Consider the following 17,142-nt stretch of genomic DNA (forward strand, 5'->3'; position numbering starts at 1 on the left):
TTGTCGGCGGTCCGCACTAGGCTCCCCGCCATGGATCAACGGGTCAGCTTCCTCACTCTGGCCGTGGCCGACGTCGCTGCGAGCCGCACGTTCTTCGTCGACGGTCTGGGCTGGACGGCGAGCCTCTTCGTCCCCGGGGAGGTGCTGATGATCAAGGTCGCCGACCGGGTCGTCCTGTCACTGTGGGACCGCCGTGCGTTCGAGGAGGAGGTCGGGCCGATCGCGACAGGCGGCGGCTTCGCGCCGATGACGCTCGCGCACAACGTCGCCACCCCCGCCGAGGTCGACGAGGTCCTGGAGGAGGCCGTCGCCGCCGGAGCAGCTCTCCGCTCGCCCGGCACCCGGCGGGAGTGGGGCGGCTACAGCGGATACTTCCTCGACCCTGACGGCTACGCGTGGGAGGTCGCCTACAACCCGGGCGAGATCGGGCGCGACCTCCTGCCCTGAGACGGTCTCTTGGCCCCGCAGTTAGGGTGCCTGACATGAGCATCGTGGCGCAGCCGGAGTCGTCCGCCACCACGGGCCGGCGCGCCCCTCTCGCGTTCGAGGTCGTCTCCAGCGACCGGCTCACCCGGCACATCCAGCGTGTCGTGCTCGGCAGCCGTCAGTTCGGCGAGTTCGCCCGCAGGTTCGGTGGATTCACCGACTCCTACGTCAAGCTCGTGTTCCTCGTCGACGGTGTGGACTACCCCGATCCGCTCGACCTCGACGTCGTCCGTGGCTCCTACCCGCCCGAAGCCCAGCCCGTCGTCCGGACCTACACCCTCCGCAGGATCGACGTCGAGCACGGCCGCATCACCATCGACTTCGTCGTCCACGGTGACTCCGGTGTCGCCGGCCCCTGGGCAGTCCGAGCCGTGCCTGGCGACGTGCTGCACCTGACGGGCCCTGGAGGCGCGTACGCCCCGGACCCGTCCGCCGCGTGGCACCTGCTTGCGGGTGACGAGGCGGCGCTGCCCGCGATCCAGGCCGCGCTCGAGGCGATGCCTGCCGGCGCCCGGGTCCACGCCTACGTCGAGGTCGACGGTCCCGAGGACGAGCAGCCGGTGGTCTCCGAGGCCGACGTGACGCTGACGTGGTTGCACCGTGACGGAGCGCCCGCCGGCACCACCACGCTCCTTGCCGACGCCGTCCGCGCCCACGACTGGGCGGCCGGTGAGCCGCACGTGTTCGTGCACGGCGAGTGCGGTCTTCTCAAGCAGCTCCGCTCCTACCTTCTCCATGAGCGGGGCGTGCCGCGCGAGCGACTCTCGCTGTCGGGCTACTGGCGCTGCGGCGAGACCGAGGAGGGCTTTCGGGCCTGGAAGAGCGCCCAGCCCAAGGTCTGACACGGCGCCTGGGCCGTGCCGCGGCTCAGAAGTAGTCGGTCATGTACGGCGTCGCCGCGAAGGCCGCATCGAGCAGCGGGTCGTCCTCCGGGTCGCCTCCGTCGGCGAGCCCCGAAGCGCGCAGGGTGGCGAGCGGCGTCCCACCGAAGAGCGCCGCGGCCCCGCGCGGCCCGAGCGCCACGCCGCCCGCCCCCTCGGTACGGCGCAGCACCCCCTGACCACCGGACACCACGAGCAGGTGTCGACCCGACGAGCCTTCGTGGAGCGGGTCGGTCAGGATCAGGGGCACCTCGACGTCGATCGCGGCGGGGAAGCCGCGCGCGGCGACGGCCGCAGGGGCGTCGACCAGCCGCAGCATCCACCACTGTGTCTGGTGCACGGCCACCTCGTTGTCGGGCAGCATCCAGAACAGCGGGTCGTGCGGCCCCAGGGCGACCCGTACCGAGGACCGCGTGGACGACCCGGACCCGACGAGCCGCCACAACGCCCGCAGCGTCGAGGTCGATGCGGCACCCAGAGTCTGGACTTCCAGGTGGTCACCGGCGAAGGCGTACGAGACGACCCCGTCGTCGGCGAGGTAGGTCAGGATCTCGTCGTCGGCCAGGTCGACGGCCACCTCGACGGGATCCCAGTCGAAGGGGCCGCTCTGGCGACGCGCCTGGTATCCGGCCGCGAGGAGGCGGGTCAGCTCGGCGGCGTCCTCAGGCCCGCCGCGGCGGAGCCGGACCGGCTCTCCGGACAACCGCCTCAGCGCCTCGGTCGAGACGTCGACGACCCGCCGGGTGCCGGTTATCTCGTAACCGACCGCGCGGTACGGAGCAGTCGTCGCCGGATAGAGCGCAGAGACCAGGAACCCGAGCTCGCGGGAGCGCTCGAGCACCGCGCGCATGAGCGCTGAGCCGACGCCGCTCCCACGGTGCTCGGGCGCCACCACGACGCCGCCGATCCCCGCCATCGGCAGGCGACGCCCTCCCCACCACTGCCCGAAGGCGTTGATGCGCGCTGTCGCGACGACCGTGCTGCCGTCGTAGGCCGCCAGCTGTCGACCGACGTCGACGGCTCGCGCGACCATGCCCTTCCACTGGTCGACGTCGGTCGACGAGAGGGGACCGAAGGACCGCGAACGGACGTCGAGCGCGGCGTCGAGGTAGTCGAGGCCGAGATCACGAATCTCCACCGCACGACCGTAGTGGCTGCCTGAGCCGCGAGCGATGGAAATACGCGAGGTCCGGGAGGCTGCCGGTGGTTAGCGTCGTGGCATGCACATCATCGAGGTCGGCACGACCGACAACATCGAGGGAGCGGCGTACGGGGCGGGCGTCTCGATCATCCAGTCGGACTCCCAGGTCGAGGGCAGCGGCCCGCGGCTGCACACCCATCCGTACGCCGAGACGTTCCTGATCCATGCCGGGAGCGCACTGTTCACCGTCGACGGTGAGGAGCTCGTGGGGCGTGCAGGCCACGTGATCGTCGTCCCGCCCGACACCCCGCACAAGTTCCGCGTCCTGCCGGGCGGCTACCGCGCGACACACATCCACGCCAACGACACCTTCGTGACGGACTGGCTGGAGTAGGCGCCTGGCAGCGACGACTACGCTGGTGCCGTGACCGACGCGCCTGCCGCCACCATTCCCTCCGCGAAGCCCCGCCTCGACACCGTCGAGAACGCCGCCGCCACCCCAGACCGGGAGCTGCCGTGGGCGGAGCTGGGACTGAAGCCCGATGAGTACGAGCAGATCGTCGAGATCCTGGGGCGCCGCCCGACCGGCGCCGAGCTCGCGATGTACTCCGTGATGTGGAGCGAGCACTGCTCCTACAAGTCGAGCAAGGTGCACCTCAAGAAGTTCGGCGAGCTCCCCCAGGAGACGCCGCTCGGCAAGACGCTCGCCGGGATCGGTGAGAACGCCGGCGTGATCGACGTCGGCCAGGGCTACGCGGTCACCTTCAAGGTCGAGTCCCACAACCACCCCAGCTACGTCGAGCCGTACCAGGGCGCCGCCACCGGTGTCGGCGGCATCGTCCGCGACATCCTCGCGATGGGCGCCCGCCCAGTTGCGGTGATGGATCCCCTGCGCTTCGGCCCCCTCGACGCCCCGGACACCAGGCGTGTGATGCCGGGGATCGTCGCCGGCGTCGGGGGCTACGGCAACTGCCTCGGTCTGCCGAACATCGGGGGCGAGGTCGTCTTCGACGAGACCTATCTGGGCAACCCGCTCGTCAACGCCCTCTGCGTCGGCGTCCTGCGCCACGAGCAGCTGCACACCGCTCACGCGTCGGGCGAGGGCAACAAGGTCGTCCTGTACGGCGCTCGCACCGGCGGTGACGGCATCGGCGGTGTCTCGGTGCTCGCGTCGGAGACCTTCAGCGACTCAGGGCCGACGAAGCGCCCGAGCGTCCAGGTCGGCGACCCCTTCATGGAGAAGCTGCTCATCGAGTGCACGCTCGAGCTCTTCGACGCCGGCGTGGTGGCCGGCATCCAGGACCTCGGCGGCGCCGGTCTGTCGTGCGCGACGAGCGAGCTCGCCAGTGCCGGTGACGGCGGGATGCACGTCGAGCTCGACACGGTCCCGCTGCGCGACTCCACGCTCTCTCCGGAGGAGATCCTCATGAGCGAGTCGCAGGAGCGGATGATGGCGGTCGTGGAGCCCGACCACCTCGACGCCTTCATGGAGATCTGCGCGAAGTGGGACGTCGAGGCCACCGTCGTCGGTGAGGTCACCACGACAGGGCGCCTGGTCATCGACTGGCACGGCGAGACCGTCGTCGACGTGCCGCCGCGCTCGGTCGCGCACGACGGCCCGACCTACGAGCGCCCGTACGCCCGGCCCGCCTGGCAGGACGCGCTGCAGGCCGACACCGCCGCCACGCTGGCACGTCCGTCGAGCGGCGACGAGCTGCGGGCCGCACTCCTCGACGTCCTCGGCTCTCCGAACCAGGCCGACAAGTCGTGGGTCACCGACCAGTACGACCGCTACGTCCGGGGCAACACCGTCCTGGCGCAGCCCGAGGACGCCGGTGTGGTCCGGATCGACGAGGAGACCAACCTCGGCGTCGCGCTCTCGACCGACTGCAACGGACGCTTCGCCAAGCTCGACCCGTACGCCGGCGCGCAGCTCGCCCTCGCGGAGTCGTACCGCAACGTCGGGGTCGCGGGTGCCCTGCCGCTGGCGGTGACCGACTGCCTCAACTTCGGCTCTCCGGAGGACCCGGCCGTGATGTGGCAGTTCGAGCAGGCCACGTCGGGTCTCAAGGACGCCTGCGCCGCGCTCGGCATCCCGGTCACCGGCGGCAACGTGTCGTTCTACAACCAGACCGGCGAGACGGCGATCCTGCCCACCCCGGTCGTGGGTGTGCTCGGCGTGATGACCGACGTCACCAAGCGGGTGAGGCAGGGCTTCGCCGCCGAGGGTGACGTGGTCCTCCTGCTCGGCACCACGCGCGAGGAGCTCGACGGTTCGGCGTGGTCGCAGGTGGCGCACGGCCACCTGGGTGGACGTCCGCCCCAGGTCGACCTCGCGGCCGAGAAGGCGCTCGCGGACCTGATGGTGGAGGTGGCGCGGCGTGAGCTCGCCACCGCCGCGCACGACCTCTCCGACGGCGGCCTGGCCATCGCCCTCGCCGAGGCGGTGATCCGCCACGGTGTCGGCGCGACGGTGTCGCTCGACGGCGGGCCCTTCGGTGGGGACGACTTCGTGCCGCTGTTCTCCGAGTCCACGGCCCGGGCCCTGGTGGCGGTCGCGCCCGACCACGTCGAGGGGTTCACCGACCTTGCCGCGTCGTACGGCGTCCCGGTCACGCGGATCGGTGAGACCGGAGGAGAGGCGCTGACGGTCGAGGGGGCGTTCTCCGTCCCGGTGGCGGAGCTTCGAGACCGCTGGTCGACCACCATCCCGGCCGCCATGGGGGCCTGAGCGCCGGTGTTCCCCACCCGCGCCTACCGGGCGGACGCCGAGGCGGTCGTGTCGCTGCGCGACGACCTCGCACGGTGGCAGCTCGGGTCGGGCATCACCCAGTGGCAGCCCGGTGAGATTACGGCGGACGAGGTGCGCGACCAGATCGCCCGGCAGCAGTGGTGGGTCGTCCGCGACGATGGAGCGATCAGCGCGACGGTCCGGGTGCTCGAGGCCGACCCCGCCATCTGGGACGATCTCGTCGATCCTGCGGCCGACGACGCGCTGTACGTGCACGGGCTGATGGTGCGGAGGGCCCACCGTGGACGCGGGCTCGGTGGAGCGCTGCTGGACTGGGTGGCCGGTCGCGCCCGCGACGCGGGGCGTACCAGCGTTCGGCTCGACTGCGCGGCGGCCAACGCCGGGCTTCGTGCGTACTACGCCGACCTCGGGTTCGTCGAGCGCGGCGATCGTGAGTTCCCAGGGCGGTGCAAGACCCTGGCACGGTTCGAGAAGCCGGTTGGCTGACCCCTCAGCGCCCGGTGCCGGCGAGGTCGGTGTCGCTCTCTGACGCGAGGTAGGTCCCGTGTCCCTCGACGACCAGCCCGTCGCGGAGCCGCAGCACCTCGCACACGAGCCCGCCCTTCTGGTTGCGGTAGTGGATGACGAGGGTGTCCAGCCCGGCGTACGCGCCGAGCACCTCGAACCGCAGGTCCGGCACGTGACGGAGGCCTTCGGTCCAGTAGTGCCGCAGGGCCCCCTTGCCGCGCAGCACACCGGCGCTGTCGGGGAGGAGCGCAGCGGCGACGGGGGAGCTGAAGACGACGTCGTCGGCGAAGTGGGCGAGAACGGCCTCGACGTCGTGGGCGTTCCAGGCGGCGCACCACTGGTCGGCGAAGGCGCGTGGGTGTGACGGCTCCATCAGTCCACCGTAGAGCGGCCGACGGACAGCGCTCCACTGCCGACGCGTGGCACACTCTCCACCCATGTGGACACCGTGGTCCCGTCGCTCGCTCGGGTCGGCCGAGGACCGGGCGACGTACGAGACGCTGCACACGGCCTCGCTGGCCGCGCCGGCGCTGCGCCGGGGCCTCGACGAGGACAGCGCCTCCGCCTCGCTCAAGCACCTGCGGACGCTCCTCGGCGCACCGTCGGTCGCGCTCACCGACACCGAGCAGGTCCTCGCGGTCGAGGGCTCCCGCGAGCGGCGCTCGGACGCGATGGAGCTCGCGAGACAGGCGATCGCGGCTGGCGCCACGCAGGCGTTCAGCACCCCGCACGCGCACTACCCGCACGCGATCGTGGCACCGCTGACCGTCGAGGACACCGTCGTCGGTGCCCTCGTGGTGAGGTCACCGACCAGCTCGGCCGGTCTGGCCCGCGCGACGACGGAGGTCGCGCGCTGGATGTCCAGCCAGCTCGAGCTGGCCGAGCTCGACAAGTCCCGTACCGCGCTGATGGAGGCCGAGCTGCGGGCGCTGAGAGCCCAGATCTCACCGCACTTCGTCTACAACTCCCTCGGCGCGATCGCGTCGTTCGTCCGGACCGACCCCGAGCGGGCGCGCGAGCTGCTGCTCGAGTTCGCCGACTTCACCCGCTACTCGTTCCGGCGCCACGGGGAGTTCACCACCCTGGCCGACGAGCTGCAGTCGATCGAGCGCTACCTCGTGCTCGAGAAGGCCCGCTTCGGCGACCGCCTCCACGTCACCGTGCAGGTGGCTCCCGAGGTCCTCTCCGTCCGGCTCCCCTTCCTCTCGATCCAGCCGCTGGTCGAGAACGCCGTACGTCACGGGCTGGAACGCAAGGCCGACGGCGGCACGGTCGTCGTGATCGCCCGCGACGCGGGCAACGAGGCGGTGATCACCGTCGAGGACGACGGGGTCGGGGAGGACCCGGACCGCGTACGCCGTGCCCTCGCCGGCGACAGCGCGGGGGACTCGGTGGGCCTGGGCAACGTCGACGAGCGGATGCGCACCGTCTACGGCAACGCGTACGGGATCGTCATCGAGACCGCACCGAGCGCCGGCACGAAGGTCACCGTCCGGGTGCCCAAGTACGCGCCGGGCGCCGAGAGATGAGGGTCCGGCCGCACCAGACGTGACGCAGGCCACACCGCACACCTACACTCGTGCGCCATGGGTCTGAACGTTCTCGTCGCCGACGACGAGCAGCCGGTCCTCGACGAGCTCGTCTATCTCCTCGAGCGCGACGAGCGGATCGACCACGTCCGGGCCGTCGGCTCCGGCGCCGACGTCCTGCGAGCGCTGGAGGCCGACCCTGTCGACGCCGTCTTCCTCGACATCGCGATGCCGGCCCTGTCGGGCCTGGAGGTGGCGCGGGTCCTCGCCCGCTTCCGCAGCCAGCCCAAGGTCGTGTTCGTGACCGCGCACGAGGACCACGCCGTCGACGCCTGGGACCTCGACGCGGTCGACTATGTGCTCAAGCCGGTCGCGGAGGATCGTCTCCGCGAGTCCGTGCGCCGGATCTGCGGTGCCCGGTCACCGCTGACGTCGTCGGTGACGGCGGACGACGACGTCGTCGCGGTCGAGCTAGCCGGCGTCACACGCTTCGTCGCGCGCAGCAGCGTGGCCTACGTGGAGGCGCAGGGCGACTACGTCCGGCTCCACACCGTCGAGGGCGACAGCCACCTGCTCCGTACGGCGTTGGTGACCTTGGAGCACGAGTGGGCGTCCGCCGGGTTCGTCCGGATCCACCGCAGTCTGCTGGTGGCGTCGTCGCGGGTGCGGGAGGTGCGGATGATCGCCGGCCGATGCTCCGTCCTCGTCGACGCCGGGGGCCCGCCGTACACCGAGTTGCAGGTCGCTCGCCGCCACACACGCGACCTGCGGGAGCTCGTCCAGCAGCGGTCCCGCTCCGGTGGTGGGGTGTCGTGACGGGCACCGACCCGGCGGTCGACCGGGTCCGCATCACCAGCCCTCACACGACCGCTCGTCCTCGCCGGCGCCGCACGGTCGTGCAGGAGATCGACGAGGAGACGGCCATCGGCGAGGTCTACGTGCGGTCGCTGGTGCGCTCGCAGCTGCGCCTTGCGCTGGTCGTCGCGGCCGTGGTCGCTGCCGCGATCGGGGGACTGCCGATCCTTTTCATGGTCGCCGATCTCGAGGCCGTCCAGGTCGGACCCCTCCCGTTGCCGTGGTGGGTCCTCGGCGTCGGGGTATATCCGGTGCTGTTCCTGATCGGCTGGGCGTTCGTGGTGGCCTCGGAGCGCAACGAGCGTGCGTTCAGCGATCTCGTCGAACGCCCCTGACCGGGGCAAGGAGCATCCCCCGTGAGCAGCACGTACGCCGCGGTCGCCGTGGCGGTGGTCGCGCTCGCGACCCTCGGCATCGGCCTGTTCGGGCTGCGGTTCAGCAGGACCACCTCCGACTTCTACGTCGCGTCGAGATCGGTGAGCCCGCTCTGGAACTCGTCGGCGATCGGCGGCGAATATCTCTCTGCGGCGTCGTACCTGGGCATCGCCGGATTGATCCTGACCTACGGCGCGGACATGGTGTGGTTCCCGGTCGGGTGGACGGCCGGTTATCTGGTCCTCCTCGCGTTCGTCGCCGCCCCGCTGCGGCGGTCGGGCGCCTACACGCTTCCCGACTTCACGCAGATGCGTGTGCAGTCGACGACCGCGCGCGCGGTCGCGTCGATGCTGGTGGTGGTCATCGGCTGGCTCTATCTCATGCCGCAGTTCCAAGGCGCCGGGCTCGTCCTGCACACCGTGACGGGAGCACCGACGTGGGTCGGGTCGGTGATGGTCGCCGTGATCGTCGTCGTCAACGTGATCTCCGGCGGCATGCGCAGCATCACCTTCGTGCAGGCCTTCCAGTACTGGCTCAAGCTCACCGCGCTGCTGGTGCCGCTGGTGTTCCTGCTGCACGCCTGGACCGACGACGGGAGGCCGACCCCTGCCGACGCCGGGGCCTCGGCAGCCTGGTTGTCGCCGATGGCCGCGGACGCGCCCGGTCTGGCGCTCTATGCGACGTACTCGCTGATCGTGGCGACGTTCCTCGGAACCATGGGCCTTCCGCACGTCGTGGTGCGGTTCTACACCAATCCTGACGGGCGCGCGGCACGCCGGACGACCCTGCTCGTGCTGGCGCTGCTCGGCGTCTTCTACCTCCTTCCGACGGCGTACGGCGTCATCGGCAGGGTCTACGCCGCCGACCTGGTCGCCACCGGCAACACCGACATCGTGGTGCTGGAGCTGCCGATGCGGATGATTGGCGGGTCGCTCGGTGACCTGCTGGGCGCGCTGCTCACCGCGGGTGCGTTCGCCGCCTTCTTGTCGACGTCCTCCGGCCTGACGATGTCGGTCGCCGGGGTGCTCGCCCAGGGATCGGTGGGTCGGCGCGTCCTCGGACCGGTCGCCGGACTGCGCGCCGGCGCCGTGGTGGGCACGGTGTTCCCGCTCGCGCTCGCGCTGGCCTCGGACCAGATCGCGGTCGCGAGCTCGGTCGGCTTCGCCTTCGCGGTAGCCGCGTCCACGTTCTGCCCGCTCCTCGTCCTGGGCATCTGGTGGCGACGCCTGACCGCAGCGGGCGCCGTCGCGGGGATGCTCGCCGGCGGGATCGGTGCCGGAGGTGCGGTCGTCGCGACGATCGTGCGCGGGAGTGACGACGGCTGGCTCGACCTTCTCTTGTCGCGACCCGCCGCCTGGTCGGTGCCGATCGCCTTCGCCACCATGGTGGCCGTCTCGCTGGCGACCCAGAACCGGCGACCCTCCAACGTCGCGCGGACCATGGTCCGGCTGCACACCCCCGAGCGGCTGCTGCTGGATCGGGCGGACGGTCCCTAGCTCGGCCGCTCGATGATGTCGCGGTCGCGGGGCAGCTTGCGGACACCCACCAGCCGCGCCACCGGCCCGGCGAGGAAGAGCAGAAGAAGCCAGAACATCCCGACGCTCGGCGCCACCAGGTCGAGGAGGAACGCGAGCAGCAGCAGGCCCAGGGCGACGAGCCCTCCGCGGACGTCGAGCTGTCCCCGTACATCGCTCCGTTGGAGATCGGGGTGGCGCACGGTGAGCCACTGGATGACGGCCAGGCACGCGCTCGCGACGATCAGCACGCCGATGTAGAGCGAGTTTCCCCCTCTGGTGTCGCTGCTCAGCTCACCGAGGAGCTGGGTCGTGAAGGGGATGAAGACGATGCTGGCCAACCAGACGAAGTTGGTCCAGAGGATGGCGTTGGAGTAGTCGCGCAGATGCTCGAACAGTCGGTGGTGACCGACCCAGAAGTGCGCGATGACCGCGAAGCTGAGCGCGAACGCGACGAACGTCCAGCGTTCGTCGGCCAGCACGGACGCGACCGAGTGGGACCGCCCGTCCGTGACGAGGTCCATGAGGGGAAGCACGAGGAGGGTGATCGCGATCGCGACCGCGGCGTCGGTGAAGTTGACGAGCCGGTCCAGGCCGCGGTCCGTGTGAGTTCCCGCCATCCGTCCACTGTAGGAAGAGCCGGACGATGCGGCGCGGGCAAGCAGCAGCCGCGGACGCGTACCCGGCACCGAGGGGTGCCGAGGACGGCCGCGGCTGCTGGCCGAGAGGTCGTGAGGAGTCGCGTCAGCGACCGCGGCGCCCGGCCTGGGACGAGAACGAGGCAGCCCCACCGGAGCGCGAGGAGCTCGAGCTCGAGGCCGAGCCGCTGCCGCTTCGTGTGGCCGTCCCGCCACCGGAGCGACGTCGACGCGAACCGCTGCTGCTGCTGCGGGCGCCCTCGCCGGAGCGCTGGCCCCCGCCGTTGTTGCCCCGGCCACCACTCCCGCGACCGCCGCTACGGCCACCGTTGCCGCGAGCGCTGGCCGCCGCGGCAGCGACGAGCGCCGGGGGCGGCGAGACGCGCTCGGCCTGCGGGCCGACGAGCGAGCCGATGATCTCGGAACCGGCGGCGACCTCGTGGTCGGTCGGCTTGATCGAGGCCGCGCGCATCAGCGTACGGACGTCGCGGCGCTGCTCGGGTGTCGCGATGGTGACGACGACGCCCGAGGCGCCGGCACGTGCCGTACGGCCCGAGCGGTGGAGGTACGCCTTGTGCTCGGTCGGCGGGTCGACGTGCACGACGAGCGAGACGTCGTCGACGTGGATGCCGCGGGCCGCGATGTCGGTGGCGACCAGGACTCGGACGGTGCCGTCGGAGAACGCCGAGAGATTGCGCTGGCGTGCATTCTGGCTCAGGTTGCCGTGAAGGTCGACGGCCGGGATCCCGGAGTCCGTGAGCTTCTTCGCGAGCTTCTTGGCCGCGTGCTTGGTACGGGTGAAGGCGAGCGTCTTGCCCTCGCCGCCGACCAGCTGGTTGATGAGCGACTGCTTGCCGTCGTGGGTCACGGAGAGCACGTGGTGCTCCATGTCCGGGACGTGCGACGTCGCCTCGTCCACCGAGTGGGTGACCGGGTTGTGGAGGTAGCGCTTGACGAGGGTGTCGATCCCGTTGTCGAGCGTCGCCGAGAAGAGCAGGCGCTGCGCGTCCCGCGGGGTCCGGTCGAGGATCCGCTTGACGCCGGGGAGGAACCCGAGGTCGGCCATGTGGTCGGCCTCGTCGAGCACGGTGACCTCGATGTCGCTCAGGTCGCAGTGACCCTGAGCCATCAGGTCCTCGAGCCGACCCGGGGTGGCGACGACGACGTCGACACCGTTGCGGAGCTTGGTCACCTGCGGGTTCTGGCCGACGCCGCCGAAGATCGTCATGGTGCGCATCTGCATCGCCTGCGCGAGCGGCTGGAGCGTCTCGTGGACCTGGGTCGCGAGCTCGCGCGTCGGGACGAGGACCAGGGCGCGGGGGTTCTTGGCGCGCCGGCGGCGTCCGCTGGCGGCGAGGACGGCGAGTGTCGGCAGGCTGAAGGCGACGGTCTTGCCGGAACCGGTACGGCCTCGACCGAGCACGTCACGACCCGCGAGCGAGTCGGGCAGGGAGGCCGCCTGGATGGGGAAGGGGGTGGTGATGCCGCGCTCCGCGAGGGAGGCGACGAGAGGTGCAGGTACGCCGAGATCGGCGAAGGTGGGCACAGGGGTGTCCTTCAAGTCGTGGGGGTGGCCGTGATTGCAGCCACTCACGAATGAGGACGGGAGGGCGCGGGGTGCGCGCCGCTCGAGCAGACGACCGCGGACGCCGGATGCGTCCTTCGCCGACAGTACCCGGGATGCGGCCGTGACGACGAATCGAGTGGTGCTGATCACACACGTCCTGACCCTGGGGACCCCTACATTGCGGGGATGGGCACCACGGCCCCGATGGTCGGTGGACACCAACGTGAGACGTCGCCCGTGCCTGCGTACGCACGGGTGCCCGTGCTCTCTGCCGCCGCGGCGCTCGCGGTCGTGCTGCTCGCGACGGCCGGCCGCTACGGCTTCCATCGCGACGAGCTCTACTTCCGGATGCTGGACCCGTCGTGGGGCTACGTCGACCAGCCGCCGCTGATCCCGCTGATCGCCCGCGCGATGACCGACCTGGTCGCCGATGAGCCGTGGGCGCTGCGGCTGCCGGCGATCGCGGCAGTGGTGGCCTCCACGCTGGTGGTCGCCGCGATCGTCCGCGAGCTCGGAGGCGGCGCTCTCGCCCAAGGGTTGTGCGCCTGGACGTTCGCGTTCGCGACGTTCCCGCTCGTGGCCGGGCACGTGCTGATCACGACCTCGCCGGATCTCCTGGCGTGGGTGCTGGCGTCGTGGTTCGTGATCCGCGCCCTGCTCCGCGACGACGGCCGGTGGTGGCTCGCCGTCGGTCTCGTGGTGGGTCTCGCGACCTACGGCCGCCTGCTGATCCCGTGGTTGATCCTCGGCCTGCTCGTCGGCGTGGTGCTGGTCGGTCCCCGGCGGGTGCTGCGGTCGGGCTGGTTCTGGTCCGGCGGCGCGCTCGCCGCGGTCGTCGCCCTCCCGAACCTCGCCTACCAGGTCGTGAACGGCTTCCCGCAGCTCGACATGGGCGCGGCGCTGGCTGACAACAACGCCGACGAGGTTCGGGTGATGATGTGGCCGTTCCTCTTCATCATGCTGCCCGCCGTGTGGGTCGTGGGTGCGGTCGCGCTGTGGCGACGGCCGCAGTGGCGAGCCCTCCGTGCCTTCGACGTCGCCTTCGTGGTCGTCCTTGTGCTGACCTTCGTGGGGGGAGCGCAGTTCTACTACCCGGTCGGTGTGCTCGCCGTGCTGTTTGCCGCCGGCTGGGTCCCGACGGCGTCGTGGCTCACCCGCTCGTCGAACGCCGTGCGCGCAGGGGTCGGGGCGCTGCTGGTGCTGTACGCCGCGGTGTCCGTCGTCGTGTCGCTGCCGGTGATCGGCGTCGGCACGCTCGGGAGCACCCCTGTCCCGGGGATCAACCAGGCTGCCGCCGACCAGGTCGGGTGGCCGACGTACGTCCGTCAGATCGCCGCCGTGTGGGACGGGTTGTCGGCGGAGGAGCGGGCCGAGGCAGCGATCATCACCAGCAACTACGGCGAGGCCGGGGCGATCGATCGGTACGGTCCCGCGCTCGGCCTGCCCACGCCGTACAGCGGGCAGAACGCCCTCCACGACCAGGCCCGGCCGCCCGACGGAACCGAGACGGTCGTCGTCGTCGGCGACCAGTACGGGTTCGCGGTCACGATCTTCGAGGAGTGCGAGGCCGTGGACGTGCTCCGCAACGGGGTCGGTGTCGACAACGAGGAGGAGGGCGTCCCCGTGGCCGTGTGTCGCGGTCCGCTGCGGCCGTGGGCCGAGCTCTGGGACGACCTGCGGCACCTGGACTGACGCCCGCCGTTCGTCGCGTGAGCACGACCGCTCGGCGTGCGCGCGATGCCGTACGGCGACCGGTCGCGCACGTCCACCGAACCTCTCGGGTGTGACCTGGCACACACCCGGCGGCCGCCCCTAGCCTCACGCGAGAACACCCATGCCCGTGCGTCCCGAGAGGCGAAGCCGTGATCGAGAGAACCACAGCGGCGGAGGATGCGGCCTACGCACGCATCCGCTCCACCGAGGAGTTCCACACCCTCAAACGCAAGTACATAGGCTTCGTCGTCCCCGTGACGATCGGCTTCATGGCCTGGTACCTGCTGTACGTCATCTGCTCCAACTGGGCGCCCGACCTGATGAACGCCAAGGTCGTCGGCAACATCAACGTCGCCCTGATCTTCGGACTGCTCCAGTTCGTCTCCACCTTCGCCATCGCGATCTGGTACTCGAAGTTCTCCGTCAAGAACCTCGACCCGCTCGCTGACTCACTGCGCGCCGAGTACGACGAGGAGATCACCCGATGAGCGGACGCGACGTGGTCCTCGCAGCCAGTGCCGAGGGTGACCACCAGACGCTGACCACCGTCCTCTTCGTCGGCGTCGTGCTGCTCACGGTCGCCATCACGTTCTGGGCGAGCCGCAACAACAAGACGGCGGCCGACTACTACGCCGGCGGCCGGTCGTTCACCGGCTTCCAGAACGGCCTCGCGATCGGCGGCGACTACATGTCGGCGGCGTCGTTCCTCGGCATCTCCGGCGCCATCGCGCTGTCCGGCTACGACGGTTTCCTCTACTCCATCGGGTTCCTCGTCGCCTGGCTGGTCGCGCTGCTCCTCGTCGCCGAGCTGCTGCGCAACTCCGGCCGCTTCACGATGGCCGACCAGCTGGCGTACCGGATGCGGCAGCGTCCTGTCCGTACCGCTGCGTCCGTCTCCACCGTCGTCGTGTCGATCTTCTATCTCCTCGCGCAGATGGTCGGTGCCGGCGCGCTCGTGTCGCTGCTGCTCGGCGTCGAGGGCGACACGCTGAAGAACCTGACGATCGTCGCCGTCGGTGTGCTGATGATCTTCTATGTCGTCGTCGGCGGCATGAAGGGGACGACCTGGGTGCAGATTGTCAAGGCGGTGCTGCTCATGGCCGGCACGCTGCTGATCAGCATCCTGGTGCTGGCGAAGTTCAACTTCAACCTGTCCGAGCTGCTCGGCACGGCCGCCTCGAACTCCGGCAAGGGGCAGGCGTTCCTCGAGCCCGGGCTCAAGTACGGCGCCGACTTCACCAGCAAGCTCGACTTCCTGTCGCTCGGCATCGCCCTGGTGCTCGGCACCGCGGGTCTGCCGCACATCCTCATCCGCTTCTACACGGTGCCGACGGCCCGTCAGGCGCGCGTGTCGGTGAACTGGGCGATCGGTCTGATCGGCACGTTCTACCTGATGACGCTGATCCTCGGGTTCGGTGCCGCGGCTCTGCTCAGCGACGACCAGTACGCCAAGGTCGCCGAGTCCGGCGGCAACCTGGCCTCACCGTTGCTCGCCGAAGCCGTCGGTGGCGGCGCGGGCTCGACCGGAGGCGCGATCCTGCTCGCACTGATCGCGGCGGTGGCGTTCGCCACCATCCTCGCCGTGGTCGCGGGCCTCACGCTCGCGTCGGCGTCGTCGGTCGCGCACGACCTCTACGCCAACGTGTTCAAGAAGGGTGAGGTCTCCGGCAAGGACGAGGTCAAGGTCGCGCGGATCGCGGCGTTCGTGATCGGCGGCGTGGCGATCGCGCTGGCGATCCCCGGGCAGTCGCTGAACGTCGCGTTCCTGGTCGCCCTGGCGTTCGCCGTGGCGGCGTCGGCGAACCTCCCGGCCCTCCTCTACAACCTGTTCTGGAAGGACTTCAACACGCGCGGGGCGGTGTGGAGCATCTACGGCGGTCTGATCTCGGCCGTCGGCCTGGTGTTCTTCTCGCCGGTGGTCTCGGGCAAGGTCGACCCGGAGACGGGGGAGAGCCTGTCGCTGTTCGGGACCGGCGTGGACTTCAGCTGGTTCCCGCTGGAGAACCCCGGCCTGGTCTCGATCCCGATCGGGTTCTTCCTCGGGTGGCTGGGCACGGTCACGACCAAGGAGAAGGCCGACCCCGTGAAGTACGAGGAGCTCGAGGTCCGGTCGATGACCGGCGCGGGCGCCGAGTGACGGGCTGACCGACCAACCCTGACCAACCACGAGACACACGATTCCCCCGCTCTGACGCTCCCCTGGCGGCAGAGCGGGGGATTCGTGCGTCCGCCAGGGTCGCGTCGGTGAGGATGGACCCGTGACGGGAGTGCTCGAGGGGTTCGGCGTCATCACCGTCGTGATCGCGGTCGGCTTCGTCCTCGCGCACCTCGGGGTGGTGACGCTGGACTACCAGTGGATGCTCTCGCGCCTGGTGTTCTTCGTCGGCAGCCCCGCGCTGCTGTTCTCGGTCCTCGCCGACACCGACGTCGGCGGTGCGCTGTCGAAGGCGCTGGTCGCGAATGCGGCGAGCGTCGCGGCGGTGGCGCTGGTCGCTCTCGTGCTCGCGCGGTGGCGGTGGCGTCGCGGGTGGGCCGACACCACGCTGGCCGCCCTCTGTGCGGGCTACGTCAACGCCGGCAACCTCGGCCTCCCGATCGCGATCTACGTGCTGGGTGACGCGTCCGCGGTCGCCGGTGCGCTGCTCCTCCAGCTGCTCGTCCTCGCGCCGCTGGCGTTCGTCGTCCTCGACCAGTCGGAGTCGATGGAGCGACCGACGGTGCTGACGGTGCTGTCGCGTCCCTTCCGCAACCCGCTCACGGTCGGCGCGGTCGTCGGGGTGGTGGTCGCGCTCACCGGCGTGCCGGTCCCGAGGTGGGTGGCCGACCCGATCGACCTGCTTGCCGGGCTCGCCATCCCCGGGATGCTGATCGCGTTCGGCATCTCGCTGCGGCTGGGGCCGAAACCCGGCGCGAGCGGCGCCGGCGCCCAGGTGGCGATCCTGACGGTCCTCAAGCTGGCCGTCCAGCCGCTCGTCGCCTACCTCGTCGCGCGCTTCGCCCTCGGTCTCGACGGCAGCGCCCTGCTCGCCGTGGTGGTGGTCGCGGGTCTTCCCACGGCGCAGAACGTGTTCGTCACCGCGGTGCGCTACGACCGGTCGGTGGCGGTCGTGCGCGACGTCGTGTTCGCGACCACCGTGCTCTCGTTCCTCACGATCCTGGCGATCGCGGCCCTGCTGGCATAGCG

Annotated in this window: 17 protein-coding genes; 13 read left to right on the forward strand and 4 right to left on the reverse strand. The window is 70.8% G+C overall.

Annotated features, from left to right (window positions below; genetic code table 11):
- Window positions 1-30: 30 nt before the first annotated feature.
- On the forward strand, window positions 31-447 hold the full coding sequence (locus KV100_RS11790; protein ID WP_220343239.1) for a VOC family protein: 417 nt from the start codon (window positions 31-33) through the stop codon (window positions 445-447).
- 35 nt (window positions 448-482) lie between these two features.
- The gene (locus tag KV100_RS11795) at window positions 483-1,328 is read left to right on the forward strand and encodes a siderophore-interacting protein (protein WP_220343240.1); all 846 of its coding nucleotides are present in this window, start codon (window positions 483-485) and stop codon (window positions 1,326-1,328) included.
- A 25-nt stretch (window positions 1,329-1,353) separates the two neighbouring features.
- Here the strand turns inward: KV100_RS11795 and eis are convergent, their stop codons facing one another.
- Complete coding sequence (eis, locus tag KV100_RS11800; RefSeq protein ID WP_220343241.1) at window positions 1,354-2,505, reverse strand: enhanced intracellular survival protein Eis; 1,152 nt, start codon at window positions 2,503-2,505, stop codon at window positions 1,354-1,356.
- Between the two features lie 82 nt (window positions 2,506-2,587).
- Here eis and KV100_RS11805 point away from each other — a divergent pair, with 82 nt between their 5' ends.
- The 3 genes from KV100_RS11805 to KV100_RS11815 are packed head-to-tail and all read left to right on the forward strand — an operon-like array spanning window position 2,588 to window position 5,746.
- The gene (locus tag KV100_RS11805; RefSeq protein ID WP_220343242.1) at window positions 2,588-2,902 is read left to right on the forward strand and encodes a cupin domain-containing protein; all 315 of its coding nucleotides are present in this window, start codon (window positions 2,588-2,590) and stop codon (window positions 2,900-2,902) included.
- Between the two features lie 30 nt (window positions 2,903-2,932).
- Entirely contained in the window at window positions 2,933-5,239 is a 2,307-nt protein-coding gene (purL, locus tag KV100_RS11810) for a phosphoribosylformylglycinamidine synthase subunit PurL (RefSeq protein ID WP_220343243.1), read from the forward strand.
- Between the two features lie 6 nt (window positions 5,240-5,245).
- On the forward strand, window positions 5,246-5,746 hold the full coding sequence (locus KV100_RS11815) for a GNAT family N-acetyltransferase (protein WP_220343244.1): 501 nt from the start codon (window positions 5,246-5,248) through the stop codon (window positions 5,744-5,746).
- 4 nt (window positions 5,747-5,750) lie between these two features.
- Here the strand turns inward: KV100_RS11815 and KV100_RS11820 are convergent, their stop codons facing one another.
- Complete coding sequence (locus KV100_RS11820) at window positions 5,751-6,140, reverse strand: nuclear transport factor 2 family protein (RefSeq protein ID WP_220343245.1); 390 nt, start codon at window positions 6,138-6,140, stop codon at window positions 5,751-5,753.
- 64 nt (window positions 6,141-6,204) lie between these two features.
- Here KV100_RS11820 and KV100_RS11825 point away from each other — a divergent pair, with 64 nt between their 5' ends.
- The 4 genes from KV100_RS11825 to KV100_RS11840 are packed head-to-tail and all read left to right on the forward strand — an operon-like array spanning window position 6,205 to window position 10,022.
- Entirely contained in the window at window positions 6,205-7,296 is a 1,092-nt protein-coding gene (locus tag KV100_RS11825) for a sensor histidine kinase (protein WP_220343246.1), read from the forward strand.
- Between the two features lie 57 nt (window positions 7,297-7,353).
- A complete protein-coding gene (locus KV100_RS11830) occupies window positions 7,354-8,112 on the forward strand; it encodes a LytTR family DNA-binding domain-containing protein (RefSeq protein ID WP_220343247.1) in 759 nt (252 codons plus the stop codon).
- Window positions 8,109-8,486: a hypothetical protein gene (locus tag KV100_RS11835; protein WP_220343248.1), complete on the forward strand. Its 378-nt coding sequence runs from the start codon at window positions 8,109-8,111 to the stop codon at window positions 8,484-8,486. Before KV100_RS11830 ends, KV100_RS11835 begins: the two co-directional genes overlap by 4 nt.
- Window positions 8,487-8,507: 21 nt before the next feature.
- A complete protein-coding gene (locus KV100_RS11840) occupies window positions 8,508-10,022 on the forward strand; it encodes a cation acetate symporter (protein WP_220343249.1) in 1,515 nt (504 codons plus the stop codon).
- Here the strand turns inward: KV100_RS11840 and KV100_RS11845 are convergent.
- Together KV100_RS11845 and KV100_RS11850 are read right to left on the reverse strand one after the other, a co-directional pair.
- Window positions 10,019-10,660, reverse strand: coding sequence for a TMEM175 family protein (locus KV100_RS11845; protein ID WP_220343250.1), 642 nt, complete (start codon window positions 10,658-10,660; stop codon window positions 10,019-10,021). The two genes, KV100_RS11840 and KV100_RS11845, sit on opposite strands and share 4 nt — an antisense overlap.
- A 124-nt stretch (window positions 10,661-10,784) precedes the next feature.
- Complete coding sequence (locus KV100_RS11850; protein WP_308291424.1) at window positions 10,785-12,224, reverse strand: DEAD/DEAH box helicase; 1,440 nt, start codon at window positions 12,222-12,224, stop codon at window positions 10,785-10,787.
- Window positions 12,225-12,431: 207 nt separating this feature from the next.
- Here KV100_RS11850 and KV100_RS11855 point away from each other — a divergent pair, with 207 nt between their 5' ends.
- The 4 genes from KV100_RS11855 (at window position 12,432) to KV100_RS20185 (ending at window position 17,140) form a co-directional block, all read left to right on the forward strand.
- The gene (locus KV100_RS11855) at window positions 12,432-13,937 is read left to right on the forward strand and encodes a glycosyltransferase family 39 protein (RefSeq protein WP_255566131.1); all 1,506 of its coding nucleotides are present in this window, start codon (window positions 12,432-12,434) and stop codon (window positions 13,935-13,937) included.
- 170 nt (window positions 13,938-14,107) lie between these two features.
- The gene (locus KV100_RS11860; RefSeq protein WP_220343253.1) at window positions 14,108-14,446 is read left to right on the forward strand and encodes a DUF485 domain-containing protein; all 339 of its coding nucleotides are present in this window, start codon (window positions 14,108-14,110) and stop codon (window positions 14,444-14,446) included.
- Window positions 14,443-16,095: a cation acetate symporter gene (locus KV100_RS11865; protein ID WP_220343254.1), complete on the forward strand. Its 1,653-nt coding sequence runs from the start codon at window positions 14,443-14,445 to the stop codon at window positions 16,093-16,095. Before KV100_RS11860 ends, KV100_RS11865 begins: the two co-directional genes overlap by 4 nt.
- A gap of 121 nt (window positions 16,096-16,216) precedes the next feature.
- Window positions 16,217-17,140 (forward strand): AEC family transporter, encoded by a 924-nt coding sequence (locus tag KV100_RS20185; protein WP_220343255.1) that lies wholly within the window; start codon window positions 16,217-16,219, stop codon window positions 17,138-17,140.
- Window positions 17,141-17,142 lie beyond the last annotated feature (2 nt).

This window comes from Mumia sp. zg.B21 (genome assembly GCF_019550855.1).
In the GTDB taxonomy this organism is placed as follows: Bacteria; Actinomycetota; Actinomycetes; order Propionibacteriales; family Nocardioidaceae; genus Mumia.

Bases quoted from the DNA above. Each gene is read 5' to 3' on its own strand.
- KV100_RS11790 (WP_220343239.1), top strand. From the start codon at position 31: ATGGATCAACGGGTCAGCTTCCTCACTCTGGCCGTGGCCGACGTCGCT.
- KV100_RS11795 (WP_220343240.1), top strand. From the start codon at position 483: ATGAGCATCGTGGCGCAGCCGGAGTCGTCCGCCACCACGGGCCGGCGC.
- KV100_RS11805 (WP_220343242.1), top strand. From the start codon at position 2,588: ATGCACATCATCGAGGTCGGCACGACCGACAACATCGAGGGAGCGGCG.
- KV100_RS11820 (WP_220343245.1), bottom strand. From the start codon at position 6,140: ATGGAGCCGTCACACCCACGCGCCTTCGCCGACCAGTGGTGCGCCGCC.
- KV100_RS11825 (WP_220343246.1), top strand. From the start codon at position 6,205: ATGTGGACACCGTGGTCCCGTCGCTCGCTCGGGTCGGCCGAGGACCGG.
- KV100_RS11830 (WP_220343247.1), top strand. From the start codon at position 7,354: ATGGGTCTGAACGTTCTCGTCGCCGACGACGAGCAGCCGGTCCTCGAC.
- KV100_RS11845 (WP_220343250.1), bottom strand. From the start codon at position 10,660: ATGGCGGGAACTCACACGGACCGCGGCCTGGACCGGCTCGTCAACTTC.
- KV100_RS11855 (WP_255566131.1), top strand. From the start codon at position 12,432: ATGGGCACCACGGCCCCGATGGTCGGTGGACACCAACGTGAGACGTCG.
- KV100_RS11865 (WP_220343254.1), top strand. From the start codon at position 14,443: ATGAGCGGACGCGACGTGGTCCTCGCAGCCAGTGCCGAGGGTGACCAC.